The organism is Parabacteroides sp. PF5-9 (assembly GCF_029893105.1).
In the GTDB taxonomy this organism is placed as follows: domain Bacteria; phylum Bacteroidota; class Bacteroidia; order Bacteroidales; family Tannerellaceae; genus JARXWG01.
This window is the reverse complement of the sequence record NZ_JARXWG010000012.1, coordinates 1-14,612: the sequence shown is the minus strand read 5'-3', so window position 1 is coordinate 14,612 and position 14,612 is coordinate 1. Positions and strand designations below refer to the sequence as shown.

7 protein-coding genes are annotated in these 14,612 nt (G+C 41.7%); 5 read left to right on the top strand and 2 right to left on the bottom strand.

What is annotated here, in order from left to right:
• Nucleotides 1–77: 77 nt before the first annotated feature.
• From M2135_RS08300 to M2135_RS08290, 3 genes are all read left to right on the top strand, one after another.
• The gene (locus M2135_RS08300) at nucleotides 78–332 is read left to right on the top strand and encodes a type B 50S ribosomal protein L31 (protein WP_280748023.1); all 255 of its coding nucleotides are present in this window, start codon (nucleotides 78–80) and stop codon (nucleotides 330–332) included.
• A gap of 119 nt (nucleotides 333–451) precedes the next feature.
• Nucleotides 452–1,543, top strand: coding sequence for an aminoglycoside phosphotransferase family protein (locus M2135_RS08295; RefSeq protein ID WP_280748022.1), 1,092 nt, complete (start codon nucleotides 452–454; stop codon nucleotides 1,541–1,543).
• A 76-nt stretch (nucleotides 1,544–1,619) separates the two neighbouring features.
• Entirely contained in the window at nucleotides 1,620–3,809 is a 2,190-nt protein-coding gene (locus M2135_RS08290; protein WP_280748021.1) for a glutamine synthetase III, read from the top strand.
• 109 nt (nucleotides 3,810–3,918) lie between these two features.
• Here the strand turns inward: M2135_RS08290 and M2135_RS08285 are convergent, their stop codons facing one another.
• The gene (locus M2135_RS08285; RefSeq protein WP_280748020.1) at nucleotides 3,919–5,085 is read right to left on the bottom strand and encodes a C1 family peptidase; all 1,167 of its coding nucleotides are present in this window, start codon (nucleotides 5,083–5,085) and stop codon (nucleotides 3,919–3,921) included.
• 145 nt (nucleotides 5,086–5,230) lie between these two features.
• Nucleotides 5,231–6,832 (bottom strand): C69 family dipeptidase, encoded by a 1,602-nt coding sequence (locus M2135_RS08280; RefSeq protein WP_280748019.1) that lies wholly within the window; start codon nucleotides 6,830–6,832, stop codon nucleotides 5,231–5,233.
• A gap of 361 nt (nucleotides 6,833–7,193) precedes the next feature.
• Here M2135_RS08280 and M2135_RS08275 point away from each other — a divergent pair, with 361 nt between their 5' ends.
• On the top strand, nucleotides 7,194–11,267 hold the full coding sequence (locus M2135_RS08275; RefSeq protein WP_280748018.1) for a two-component regulator propeller domain-containing protein: 4,074 nt from the start codon (nucleotides 7,194–7,196) through the stop codon (nucleotides 11,265–11,267).
• 138 nt (nucleotides 11,268–11,405) lie between these two features.
• Complete coding sequence (locus M2135_RS08270) at nucleotides 11,406–14,243, top strand: TIM-barrel domain-containing protein (protein WP_280748017.1); 2,838 nt, start codon at nucleotides 11,406–11,408, stop codon at nucleotides 14,241–14,243.
• Nucleotides 14,244–14,612: the final 369 nt, after the last annotated feature.

Below are 14,612 nucleotides of genomic sequence, written 5' to 3'. Positions count from 1 at the left end.
ACCAGACTATCGTCAATGAACAATTGACAATTTAAGAGAATTAGAGAATAATAAATTAAAAAACAGATTATAAAGCAATGAAAAAAGGTATTCATCCCGAAAATTATCGTCCGGTTGTATTTAAGGACATGTCTAATGATGACGTTTTTATTACACGTTCAACGATCAATGCGAAGGAATCTATCGAGATCGACGGTGTGACTTATCCGTTGGTAAAAATTGAAATCTCAAATACTTCTCATCCGTTCTATACCGGTAAGACAAAATTGGTGGACACCGCAGGACGTGTGGACAAGTTCATGAACCGTTACGGAAACAGAAACAAGAAATAAGACCTATTTCTATATCGCATACGGAAAGCCATCTTAACAGGATGGCTTTTTTGTTTGCAAAAAGATTCTCTATATTTGCTTCAGACTAAAAATGTTTCTAATACTATAAAAGCGATCTAATGAAAACAAACGAACAATTATTGCATATTCTTAATCAGTTTCCGTTGACAGAGAAAGCTGTTTCGGCCGAACCTTTCGGCAACGGGCATATCAACGATACCTTTAAAGTGGTTACCGAGTCGGGCGAAACAACATATATTTTACAACGAATCAATCACCAGATATTCACCAATGTGGATATGTTGCAGCAGAATGTGACTATTGTCACAACACATATCCGGCGAAAATTGGAAGAGAGGAAAGAGGAGGATATCGATCGTAAAGTGCTTACTTTTCTTCCGACAAAAGCGGCTAAACCGTTTTATTTTGATGGTGATGGTTACTGGCGGGTATGTCTGTTTATTCCCCGTAGCAAAAGCTATGAAGAGGTAACTCCCGAACTATCCTATGAAGCAGGACGTGCTTTTGGTGATTTTCAATCGATGTTAGCTGATATACCTGAGGGCACTTTGGGGGAGACTATACCCAATTTCCATCATATGGAGTTTCGTTTGCAGCAATTTCATGAGGCTGTTGAAGCTGATCCGGCCAATCGTTTGGTTGAAGTAAGCGAACTGGTCGATGAAATCGAAAAACGGACAAAAGCGATGTGTATCCAGGAAGAACTTTATCGGGAAGGAAAATTAAAAAAACGTGTTAATCATTGCGACACCAAGGTCAACAATATTCTTTTTGATGAAAAAGGGAAAGTGTTGTGTGTGATCGATCTGGATACGGTTATGCCGGGATTCGTTCTCTCTGATATCGGCGATTTTATCCGTACTGGTGTCAATACCGGTGCAGAGGATGACCCGAACCTGGAGAATATCGACGTGAATATGCCTATTTTTGAGGCCTATACTCGCGGGTATATGGAAACGGCTCACTCATTTCTGACTCCCTTGGAAATAAAAATGTTGCCTTATGGGGGACGTTTACTGACCTATATGCAGACCGTCCGTTTCCTGACGGATTATATAAACGGTGATACATATTATAAGATTCATTACCCTGAACATAATCTGGTGCGTACCAAAGCACAATTCAGATTTTTGCAAAAACTGGAAGAAAAAGCCTCCGAGATGGATCGTTTTATGGAAGAGTGGTTATAAATTAAATTCGCCATTCGCAATTTAGATTTAATTTCTAAAACGTATCTTTGCAGCGGATAACATCAAATCAATTCTTATGTCAACTTCCCGTTTTTATGCAGTGGAAAAGGCCTCCAATCGCAAGGCCGTCTGGGCAGTTACGCCCAGTCAGAAAGTATCTGACTATTATGGAGAGCATGTATTCAATCGCCGGGCGATGAAGAAGTATCTCTCCAAAGAAACTTATGAAACCCTGACACAAGCAATTGATACCGGAACACCCATTGGTCGTGAATTTGCCAATCATGTGGCAGCAGGAATGCGTATGTGGGCCCTGGAAAAAGGAGTGACCCATTATACCCATTGGTTTCAGCCGCTAACTGACGGAACGGCAGAGAAGCACGATGCTTTTGTGGAACTTGACGGAAACGGAGGAATGATAGAAGAGTTTAGCGGAAAACTACTCGTCCAACAGGAACCCGATGCTTCCAGTTTCCCAAGCGGAGGGTTGCGAAATACCTTTGAAGCGCGTGGTTATTCGGCTTGGGATCCTTCTTCTCCTGCATTTATAGTGGATGATACTTTATGTATTCCCACCGTGTTTATCGCTTATACAGGAGAGGCGCTCGATTATAAAACACCGTTGATTCGTTCTACTGAAGCATTAAATAAAGCAGCAAGGGAGGTGTGTCACTATTTTAATGAAGATGTCAAAAAGGTGATTACTTATCTGGGTTGGGAACAGGAATATTTTCTGGTAGATGAAGATTTGTACTCGGCTCGTCCCGACTTGTCATTGACGGAACGGACACTGCTTGGACATGAAAGTGCCAAAAACCAACAGTTGGATGATCATTATTTCGGATCGATCCCCACACGGGTACAGGAGTTTATGAAAGACCTTGAAGTGGAATGTTACCGTTTGGGTATCCCGGTTAAAACCCGCCATAATGAAGCAGCTCCTAATCAGTTCGAATTGGCACCCATATATGAAGAATGTAATCTGGCTAACGATCATAACCAATTATTGCTGTCGGTCATGAAACGTGTTGCACGCCATCATAATTTCAGGGTGTTGTTGCACGAAAAACCGTTTATGGGCATTAATGGTTCGGGAAAACATTGCAACTGGTCGATGGGTACGGATACCGGTATTAATCTATTTTCTCCAGGGAAAAACCGTGAGGATAATCTACGTTTTATCACATTTGTGGTCAATACCATCATGGCAGTCTATAAATTCAATGCCTTATTGAAAGGAAGTATTGCTTCGGCCACCAACGTGCATCGCCTGGGTGCTAATGAAGCACCGCCGGCAATCATCTCCAGCTTTTTAGGAAGGGAAATCACGGAAATTCTGGATAAATTTGAAAATAGTTCTATAGAAGATGCAATTGAAGTCGACGAGAAAAAACGGTTACATTTAGGTATCGGGCAGATACCGGAGTTATTACTCGACAATACCGACCGTAACCGAACCTCTCCTTTTGCATTTACCGGCAATCGTTTCGAATTTCGTGCTCCGGGAGCTTTAGCCAATTGCGGATCTCCGATGTTGGCTTTGAATTCGGCAGTTGCTTATCAGTTGCAGCAATTCGTGAAAGATGTCGAAGCGCTTAAGCGTGGTGGAAAAAGTAAGGAGGTGGCTATTTTTGAAGTATTGAAATCGTATATCAAAACCTCTAAACCGATCCGGTTTGACGGAAACGGCTATAGTGAAGAATGGAAAATAGAAGCACAAAGTAGAGGGCTGGATTGTGAAAACAGTGTCCCTTTGCAGTACGATGCCTATCTCAAACCGGAAGTCATTCAGATGTTTGAAGCAACAGAAGTGCTTAAAAAGAAAGAACTCGAAGCCCGGAATGAGGTCAAGTGGGAAGTGTATACCAAAAAGGTACAAATCGAGGCGCGGGTATTAGGTGATCTCTCGTTGAACCATATCATTCCGGTAGTCATTCGTTACCAATCGGTTTTACTTGACAACATATCCAAGTTGAAAGAAACGTTCAGTGCCGAAGAATATGAAACATTATCAGCCGAGCCACGTCGACTTATTCATAAAATAGCCGGACATATTAATGCCGTGACCCGTATGGTCGATGAGATGATAGAGGCACGTAAGAAAGCCAATCGTATTGCGGAGATGCGTGAAAAAGCGATTGCCTACCATGATGAAGTCGCTCCCTATCTGGATGAAATCCGTCAGCATATTGACGAATTGGAACTGATGGTTGATAACCAGATGTGGCCTTTACCCAAATATCGGGAGTTATTATTTATGCGCTAGCAGTAAGCAGACAACGTCTGCTTGAATTGACAATGGAAAATGGAGAATTGACAATTAACTGATTCAGTAATTGTTAATTCTCCATTTTTTTAGGTCGTATCGTTACCTGTTAGATGCCTAATTTGGCACGAATCGCTTTAGGTATAGCATCCTTATGTACCATAATAAAGATCGTTTTTGCACGAACAAAGCTTTCCGACATATTCAGATAACCGCCAAAAGCATTCCGTGCTGTTCCCCAAGAGTTTTTGGTAATATAATAAGGCGTACCGTTTTGATCTTTAACCATACCGGTCACATGCATCAGATGGTCGTCGGTGGTCACAAACGATTCAAAACCAGCTTGGCGAATTTCCGGTGTGACAGTGATTTCCGGGTAAGGGCGTTCAAATTTATAGACCTCTTCCAAGCGTTGATTAACATTCATCTGTTCGAAGCGTGCACGGTCGGATCCATAATCATCTACTTTATTTACTTCCGGGTTGATAGCTACTCCATTCACATGTGAAAAACCTTTTTCGCTGACATCTCCGTCCCAGCATACGGTATGTCCGTTTTGCAACGCATAATCCATCGTCTGCATCAGTTCATCCAATGGTAGGTTGTACATCATTTCATGTTCCCAGTTATCAGGTACTTCCACTTCAAACGACGTATAATAGGGATGATGCGTGAAACTGGTCAGTTCCACATAGTCGTCGGGATTAATCCCCAATGATGTAGTAAATGATTGTGGCGTATATTCTTTTCCTTTATAGACGAACTTTTCAGGCAGTTTACCCAGATAGGTGTCAAACAGATGATCAATTAACTGATCATACTGCGGACTTCGCTTTTTTAATTCAACCGCCTGATCGGCAATGGCTGTTAGATACCGCACCATTTCTCCGTGACTATGCCGGTCTGAATCATAATTGATACCGGTATATACCTCTTCCGGTACGATTCCAACCTGACGAAACGCATTCATGGCTGTATGCGACAAACTACCCTGACCGATATTCCCTTTTCCCCGACGAATATAGTTGTCTTGCAGCTGATTCATGTATTTCTGACGAACCAGATACATTTCCGAGAGGTCGTATTCTCCTTTCCCTTTACGAACCAATTCCGACTCAAGAAAAGAGACTGTGGCAAAACACCAACATGTCCCTGTTGATGCCTGGTTTTTAACCGGAGTAACCGGTTGTCTGACGATTTCCGTAAACTGATAACCCTGACCAAATGCACTTATCCCGGAAAAAACCAGTGCGCAGGAGATGATGAACGATTTCATGCGAATAAGAATGATTAATTATGAATGATTAATGATTAATTATTAATTTTGTTTATTGCTGATTATTAGTGGTTTGTGTTTTTCTGATTTGAATTAATCATTAAACCTTAACCATTAATAATTAATAATGAACGCAGTTCATTATTTAGAACCCTCTAGCGAACATCTTCCAGAATTCGTTTTTCAATTCTTCCCAGCGAAGCATCGTAGCACCAGCGAAGTCCTTAGTATATCCGGTCAGATAATTGCGGGCATGTTCTTTTCCTTCGCTTTTTTCGAGTTGTTCATACTGTTGTTCCACGAAAGAAAGTTCTCTTTGCGCCTTTGTTTCAAAATAGTTCACGGAATGAACGATTTTATCTTTCGTTAATCCCCACCGGACAGTTGCCAGTTTATTTGCCTGACGATATTTCCAAACCACTGCATCTTCGCGGAACCGGTGTTGACCGCAAACCCCGAAACAGTCAGGCAGGTTAGTCGTTCCGCAGAAAACTGGTATACGCGGACTTTGTCCGGGGTTGTCGAATGACAACCAGGCAATACCACCGATATCATCGGGCAACCAATCGCGCAATTGAATAACGACCGAATAGGAGCATTGCGGAACGGACACCAAGCGATAGCGTGTCACGGTCTCCTCTTTAATCCCGTTCAGCATATTGACCATATCCATGGTCATCCAGGGGTTGGCCGAGTGGCTGATAATCGTATCCTTCTCTTCACTATCGGTTTTTTTGACGGCTACTTTGAGGTGCTGAGTCATATCCCATTGCGTCCCTTCATAGGTCTCACGTAATAGAGCCATAACATCTGTTGCTGCAACCGTTTTTTCCGGTTTGACACTGAAAGGTAACTCTTCCGCATCGTAAGACAAATTAAGCGAAGGAGCCAGTTTGTTCAGAATAAAATATTCGCGGATATTAAACGCCTTTTTTCCTCCACCATACGCTTTCCAGAATGAAAAGGGCTCCTTACCATCCCAATATCTCAGTTTTTTAGCGACATCAAATACATTTTCAGAAGCCATACAGTTTTCTGTATCCTTTATATTCACAGATGATATGCGTGGAATATTGGCCGATACGCCTACATGATCGTCAGGTATACGGATTGCTGCCCATACCCCTCCAATCTTATCCGGTCCTTCTCCAAAAACTTCAAAATGCCATACCTCTTTCGTATCGGCAATCGTCAAACATTCACCCCAGTCGGCATAACCATATTTTTTGACCAGATCGCCCATCAGTCTGATCGCTTCACGGGCAGTCGTACAACGTTGTAAAGCCAGCCGTTGCAATTCTTCGATCATAAACATCCCGTTTTTATTTACCAGTTCTTTACGCCCGGTAATGGTCGTTTCACCGATGCCCAACTGTTTTTCATTGAAGCAAGGGTAAGACGTATTCAGAAACTGATAGGTTGAACGTGTCTGCGGAATACTTCCTTTTAAGACCCATTTACTTTGATCGGCGATAAACTCGGTATGCATCAATCCGTCATATATTCCCGTTACGGTATCACGTTCGTATGTTGCAGCGGGAACAATTTCCATCCAGGTACGATAATTTCCATCACACGTATGGCTGGTCATCACAGACCCATCGGCCGAAGCCTTTTTTCCAACCATTATACTGGTACAGCTTTCGGGATCATTAACCGGTTGGGCATATTCGATCTCTTGCCCAAGCGTAGACCTATAAAATAGAGTGATAAAGAATAAGAGAAACAGAGTGGTGCGCTTTTTCATGTGTCAGTATGTTTAGAATTTGGCCTTAAATATACGATTTAATAGGAACTTATTTCCGGTTTATTTGAAAGATAAATTCTTTTTATGGGGAGATTTTTCTGTTAGAGGTACCTCTAAATTGTTTTAGACGTACCTCTAAATGAATTTACACGTACCTCTAAATTCGTTTAGACGTACCTCTAACAAAAAACAGACCTGCATCTGACAAATTTGTCTTCCAGATACCACAGAAAAGTGTTTGCGAATACACTTAAAAAACATCCATATAATTGAACATATTCCTCTGTTTTTATGTGACGGACCATCATTTTATGTCTGTTTTTTATGTACGTTTGCATAACGTCAAATGTAGAGGTCATATATGCAGTCTAAAAAACAGTTCTTTTTTATTGTTCTTATTTGTTTCTGTTCTCAATTTATTTCGTCTGCGAATTATAAGTTTAACCGGCTGAATGTAGAGCACGGGTTATCGAACAACGAAATCTTATGTATCCATAAAGATCAAAGTGGTTTTATGTGGTTTGGCACTCCTTCGGGTCTCAATCGGTATGATGGGTATGAAGTGATTACAGTCAAGCAGGATTTTTCGAAAGACAGACAGGGCAATTCGAATAACGAGATCAAACAGATACAGGAATCAGCCGATCATAAACTGTGGATACAAACAGCCTTTTCTTATTCCGTGTATGATTTGAAAACGGAGCGTTTTGAAGAAAATGTACCCGCCCTTATTGAAAAATATTGTGGTATTCCTGATTTCTGGAGTATGTATATCGACTTAGGTAAGAACTTCTGGTTCGTGACCTGGGAGGATATTCGTTTTTATGATATAAAAACAGGCCAACGTAAAATCTTTGAACAAGGTGTAGCCGACGGATTAAGCCGGGGATTGGTGGTTGATATCAAACAAGGTAGCAACCGGTATTGGTTTCTTTTCGACAACGGACTGGTTGAATGTATGGATGCACAGACGCACAAGATCATCCGGCGCGATTCTACGTTTCAGCAAATGATTCCGGCTCGTAACATCACTACCATGCGTATGTTTATCGATTCGTCGGGGGATCTATGGGTCTATAATATTGATTCTGAGTATGGGATTGTCCGTTACGACATAACTGAAAACAACTGGTATCAGTATACCTCATCTTCTACAGGATCTTATTACATTTCCCATAACAATGTGTTTTCCATTGCAGAGGATGACAAAGGCGTGATTTGGGTGGGAACCGACCATGGCGGAATCACTCTGATCGATAAAGCGGGTAAACAAAATACGGTTATTCAGAACGACGTGAATGATCAGCTGAGTCTGCCTCAGAATACGATCCGTTCTATCTATAAGGATGAATCGAATATCATGTGGATGGGGACCTATAAACAAGGAATCTGCTACTACCATGAAAGTATCTATAAATTCAAGCCTTTTACCGATAAAGCCGAAATACCTTATCCGGATGTCAACTGTTTTTATGACGATCCGGCTGGTAATATATGGATCGGATCGAATGGGGGCGGATTGTTTTATTTCGACCGTAAAGAGGAGAAATATACGATATACAAACATGACCCGAAGAATCCGAATACTCCGGCCGGAGATGTCATAGTCAGTTTGGAATACGATAAGAAGGGACGTTTGTGGATCGGTTATTACCTGGATGGTTTGGATTGTTTCGACGGCCACACATTTACGCATTACAAATCCTGTTCGAATGATGCGGAAGCGGTATTAACCGACAATAATGTCTGGAATCTGCATTGCGACCGGAATGGGCAATTGTGGGTCGGAACGTTGAATGGTGGAATTCTTGTCATTGATACCGAATCGGGTAAACGGATTCGACATTTAAATACGGATGGTTCCGTCTATGCTATTCTGGAGAAAAAATCGGGGGATATTTTAGTCGGTGCACAAAGCGGATTGTATATCTATAACCCGGAGACCGAACTTTTAAATATCTATGAGAAAGAGATCATGGGAAATGCGCAGATTGTGCGTTACGATATTTATAATTTGTGTGAAGATAGCCGTGGTTTGTTATGGATTGGCACACGAAACGGCCTGTTTGTCTATAATCCCTTTTCGGAAGAGTTGAGGCGTTTTACTTTGGAAGAGGGACTTTCTGCCGATTTGATACAGAGTGTTCAGGAGGATGCTGAGCATAATATGTGGGTGGCAACAAATAGGGGGCTGACCTACATCAGGGTGTCGACCAACCATGAGACGCCCGGTTATTTTTATCATATGATCAATTATGATAAAACGGATGGATTGCAAGGAGAACAGTTCAATTACAACGCCAGTTATATGACTTCCCGTTCGGAACTGATCTTTGGTGGTATGTCGGGGTTTAATGTATTTATCCCTACCGCAATCACACAAAGTGAAGAAAATCCGAAAGTTGTTTTGACGGGATTTCAGTTGTTTAATCGTCAGATTAAGCCGGGAGAGGTTTATCATGGCCGGAAAAATCTGACACAAAGTATTACGTATACGGATGAAATTGTGTTGAATCATTCGGATAATTATTTCTCCTTATCGTTTGCTGCACTGGATTATACCAAACCGGATAAGGTGCGTTATTATTATAAATTGGAAGGGTTTAATGAGGAGTGGCTGGAGGCAGACCGGATCAGCCGAAAGGTCACTTATACCAACCTGAATCCCGGCAATTATGTGTTTCATCTGAAAGCAGTAAACAATGAACAGGCAACCGTTTATCCTGCGACGCTTCATGTTCGGATTCGGCCTCCTTTCTGGCAGACCACCTGGGCATGGATTTTTTACCTATTGGTGGTCGCCGGTTTGTTGTATCTCTACCAGCGAAGGGTGTCCAGGAAAGAGGTGTTGAAACTAAAATATGCCCGTGAAAAATTTCATACCGAGCAACGGCATGAGATGGATGAAATGAAACTCAGTTTCTTTACCAATATCAGCCATGAGTTTAGGACTCCGTTAACGCTTATTCTGACCCCTATGGAGGAGATGCTGAAAAAAGAGGAAGACCCGGAGAAAAAAGATTCATTGAAGATCATGTACCGGAATGCCAAGTTGCTGTTGAGACTGGTGAATCAGGTGCTTGATTTGCGTAAAATTGACGCCCAGAGTCATCAGTTGCAAAAATCGATCGGTGATATTGTCCGGTTTTTGCGCGAACAGACCGATCAGTTTGCCGACGCGGCCAGACATAAAAATATCCGACAGACATTATCAACGAATATCGATCGTTTATATATGTGGTTTGATGCGGATAAGTTATCGAAGATTATCACCAATATTCTGGTCAATGCACATAAATTTACTCCATCCGGAGGATTGATAGAGATCTGCCTGACCCATCAGGCAGATCAGATCGAAATTATAATCAAAGACAACGGTCCGGGGATTCCGGATGAGATGCATGAACAGATTTTCGAACGTTTTTCGCAGGCCAAACAGAACGAAAATCTGAATCAGCAGGGGAGTGGTCTTGGACTTCATATAGCCAAAGAGTTTGTAACCATGCATAATGGAAGTATATGGGTAGAGAACAATCCGGGAGGTGGATGTAAGTTTGTGATCCATCTGCCATGTATTCAGGAAGAGATCAAAGAAGAGATTGAGAAGGAAGAGTACGAGACGGTTGAAGAAGAACTTCATGAAGAAAATATGTCGCAAGAACAGAAAGAGGTTAATAAATTGGGTAAACTGCTTATTGTAGATGATAATGATGATTTCAGACATTTCTTAACCGCCAGATTAAAAGATCAATACACTGTTTTACAGGCGGCAGATGGGGTAGAAGGTTTGGAAGTAGCTTTCCGTGAAATACCCGATATGATTCTGACCGATGTGATGATGCCCCGAATGGACGGGATAGCAATGAGTAAACAACTCAAAGGAGATATCCGAACATCCCATGTCCCATTGATTTTGTTAACAGCCAAGAGTGGGGAAGAGAGTAAACTGGAAGGGTTAAGTGCCGGAGCAGACGACTATATCACCAAACCGTTTAATCTGGAGATCTTACAATTAAAGATCCATAAACTGGTGGAGACACGGATGCAAACGCGCAAATTGTTTAAAGAGCAGATCAAAATCGAACCGTCGAAGATTACCGTCAGTTCATTGGATGAGAAATTGATAAAAAAAGCGTTGGAATATACGGAGAAGAATATCTCCAATCCCGATTTCTCCGTCGAAGAATTGAGTCGGGAGTTAGGGATGAGTCGCGTACATTTATATAAAAAGATCTCCTCACTGACCGGAAAGACACCTATTGAGTTTATACGGGTCATCCGGTTGAAAAGAGCGGCCCAACTTTTGAAAGAAAGTCAGCTGACGGTCTCGGAAGTAGCTTATGAAGTCGGATTCAATAATCCGAAATATTTCCGGAAATATTTTAAAGAAGAATTTGGTGTTTTACCCTCACAGTATGGTACTATAGAAACGTAATATTACATTTTATACGTGTATCAATAACAAAACGACCCCGGCATACTAACAAAACAACCGTTTTATCATAACATTATAACGGCCTTTTTTGTGTGAAGCGTGATACTTTTGTCTCAGTGTAACTCATACGGAAAGGCCATGATCAGAAAAATTATTTATGTTATTTTTACGTTAACCTTAATCGGTTGTACGAACTCACAGTGGAAACAGACTGGAGACGGTGTTATTATTCAACTAACCGGCAAAGGAGAATTATCGACGAAACAGATGAAGTTGTCGGTTGTCAACGAACATGTCATTCATGTTTCTGCTACCCCCGATAAGTTTTCGGAAGAACCCAGTATGGTTGTTGAAAAGCAAACTTCGACGATACCCTGGCAAGTGACCGAAGAAAAAAATCAACTGATCTTAGAAACCGCTTCTTTGAGAGCGCATGTAAACCTGTCGACAGGTGAAGTATTATTTACCGATCTGGAAGGCAATACTCTTTTACAGGAAAATAAAGGAGGAGGTAAAAGCTTTGAGGCTATCGAGATTGACGGGACTCCGGGATATTCCATCCGTCAGGTTTTCGAATCACCCGATGATGAGGCTTTTTACGGTCTGGGACAACATCAGGCGGATGAATTCAATTACAAAGGGAAGAACGAAGAACTCTTCCAATACAATACCAAAGTATCTATTCCATTCTTTGTCTCCAATAAGAATTATGGGATCCTGTGGGATAACTATTCGTTGACGAAATTTGGAGATGTACGTGATTATGAGCAGCTGTCACAATTTAAATTATATGATGTCAGCGGCACGGAAGGAGGACTTACGGCGACTTATTATGTCGATTCCGATACCTCCAACGTGTTTGTCTCGCGTATGGAGAATAAGATCGATTATGAAAATCTGGAGACGGTAAAACATTTTCCTGAAAACTTCCCTTTTAATAATTCCACAATTGTCTGGGAAGGTGATTTGCAAGCAAAAGAATCCGGTACTCACCGATTTTTGTTGTATTATGCCGGATATACCAAAATATGGATTGATGGCCAGCTGATGGCCGACAGATGGCGCACGGCATGGAATCCGTCGGTCGCAAAATTTGGTGTCGATATGGAAGCCGGTAAGCGCCACCATATCCGTTTGGAATGGCAACCCGATGGAGGAGTCTCTTATATCGGACTAAGAGCACTTTCACCCGTGAATGAGGAGGAGCAGAACAAACTCTCTCTTTATGCAGAGATGGGTGATCAGTTGGATTACTATTTTATCAAAGGCGAATCGATGGATGGAGTCATCAAGGGATACCGCTCGATTACCGGAAAAGCACAGGTGATGCCTAAATGGTCCATGGGTTTTTGGCAAAGCCGGGAACGTTACAAAACACAGGATGAATTGTTAAACACGCTGAAAGAGTTTCGTCGACGTCGGATTCCAATCGATAATATCGTTTTGGATTGGAGTTATTGGCCGGAAGATGCATGGGGAAGCCACGAATTTGATGCGGCACGTTTCCCTGATCCGGAAGGAATGGTCAAGCAAGTGCATGATATGAATGCTAAAATAATGATCTCCGTATGGCCGAAATTTTATCATACGACAGAGCACTATAAAGAGTTTGATGAGAAAGGATGGATGTTCCAACGTGCAGTGAAAGACAGTATCCGTGACTGGATCGGAAAAGGGTATATCGGCTCTTTTTATGATGCATATAGTGCGGGTGCACGCGAACTGTTCTGGAATCAGATGCAGGAGCATTTATATACAAAAGGTTTTGATGCCTGGTGGATGGATGCGTCCGAACCGGATATTTTGTCGAATGCCAGTATAGACTATCGCAAGGCTTTGATGAGTCCGACCGCTATGGGATCGGGTGCAAAATATTTCAATACCTATTCATTGGTCAATGCGATGGCAATATACAACGGGCAACGCTCGGTGGATAACGATACGCGGGTTTTCCTGCTTACCCGTTCCGGATTTAGCGGATTACAGAAATATGGAGCCGTAACCTGGAGTGGTGATATCGGAACATGCTGGGAAGATTATAAGGCGCAGATATCAGCCGGTCTGAACCATTCGATGTCGGGCAATCCTTATTGGACGATGGATATTGGCGGGTTCTGTGTGCAGAAACGTTTTGAACAGGCCAAAGAAGGATCTGAAGATATGAATGAATGGCGTGAACTGAATACACGCTGGACGCAATTTGGAGCATTTGTTCCTTTATTCCGTACACATGGACAGTATCCGTATCGGGAGGTCTACCATATCGCTCCGGAGTCAGATCCTGCCTATCAAACCATAGTCTATTATAGTAAATTGCGTTATCGGTTGATGCCTTATATCTATTCAATGGCCGGTTGGGTCTATTTGAATGACTATACGATTATGCGTCCGATGGTGATGGATTTCGGATATGATGTTAAAGTGAATGACTTGGGTGATCAATATATGTTTGGCCCTTCACTGTTGGCCGCACCTGTTTATACGTATAAAGCTCGCAGCCGTGAAGTCTATTTCCCGAAACAAACAGGATGGTATGACTTTTATACTGGTACGTATTATGATGGCGGTCGCAGAGCCACTATCGCTGCTCCTTATGAACGTATGCCATTGTTTGTTAAAGCCGGATCAATCATACCGGTAGGAGAGGAGTTGCAATACGCCTCAGAAAAACCGGAAGCTCCGGTTACTTTATATGTTTATGGAGGAGAGGATATTTCTTTTTCACTTTATGAAGATGAGGGGACGAATTATAATTACGAGAAAGGTAAATATTCGACAATCACTTTCACATACAACGATACTACAAAAGAATTAACGATCGGACAACGTGAAGGAACATTTGACGGTATGATCAGTCAGCGTACATTCCATATCGTGTTGATTGATAAAGATAAAACGACTGGTTTTGATCAACATCCGCGTCCGGATAAAACCGTAACTTATAACGGTTCAGCCCTGACGCTGCAATTACAATAGGGTTAAAAATATGTTTTATAACACAAATTGCTTAAATTAGGTTAAATATAGAGTCTTAAAAGGCAAAAAATATGTTTTATAACACATAAGTGTTTATCTTTGCCATGTGTTTTTCATGGTATTAGATTTAAGGTTAACAACGAAGATTGGTTGTCGTGATGACAACCTTTTCTTTTTTTATAAAACCGCTGTTCTCATCTCGGCTTTTAAATTCAAATTTCTGAAAGTATACATCCTTTTTTCTACATCATCCTAAAGATATAAAAACAGTATATTGTCCCGTCCTAAAATTGGTTGTCAAGTTTGACTGTTTCTAAGTTTCGAAAAAGACCAAAACACTCATGGTCCTTAAAAGAGTTTACAAACATA

Bases quoted from the DNA above. Each gene is read 5' to 3' on its own strand.
- M2135_RS08300 (WP_280748023.1), top strand. From the start codon at position 78: ATGAAAAAAGGTATTCATCCCGAAAATTATCGTCCGGTTGTATTTAAG.
- M2135_RS08290 (WP_280748021.1), top strand. From the start codon at position 1,620: ATGTCAACTTCCCGTTTTTATGCAGTGGAAAAGGCCTCCAATCGCAAG.
- M2135_RS08280 (WP_280748019.1), bottom strand. From the start codon at position 6,832: ATGAAAAAGCGCACCACTCTGTTTCTCTTATTCTTTATCACTCTATTT.
- M2135_RS08275 (WP_280748018.1), top strand. From the start codon at position 7,194: ATGCAGTCTAAAAAACAGTTCTTTTTTATTGTTCTTATTTGTTTCTGT.
- M2135_RS08285 (WP_280748020.1), bottom strand. From the start codon at position 5,085: ATGAAATCGTTCATCATCTCCTGCGCACTGGTTTTTTCCGGGATAAGT.
- M2135_RS08295 (WP_280748022.1), top strand. From the start codon at position 452: ATGAAAACAAACGAACAATTATTGCATATTCTTAATCAGTTTCCGTTG.
- M2135_RS08270 (WP_280748017.1), top strand. From the start codon at position 11,406: ATGATCAGAAAAATTATTTATGTTATTTTTACGTTAACCTTAATCGGT.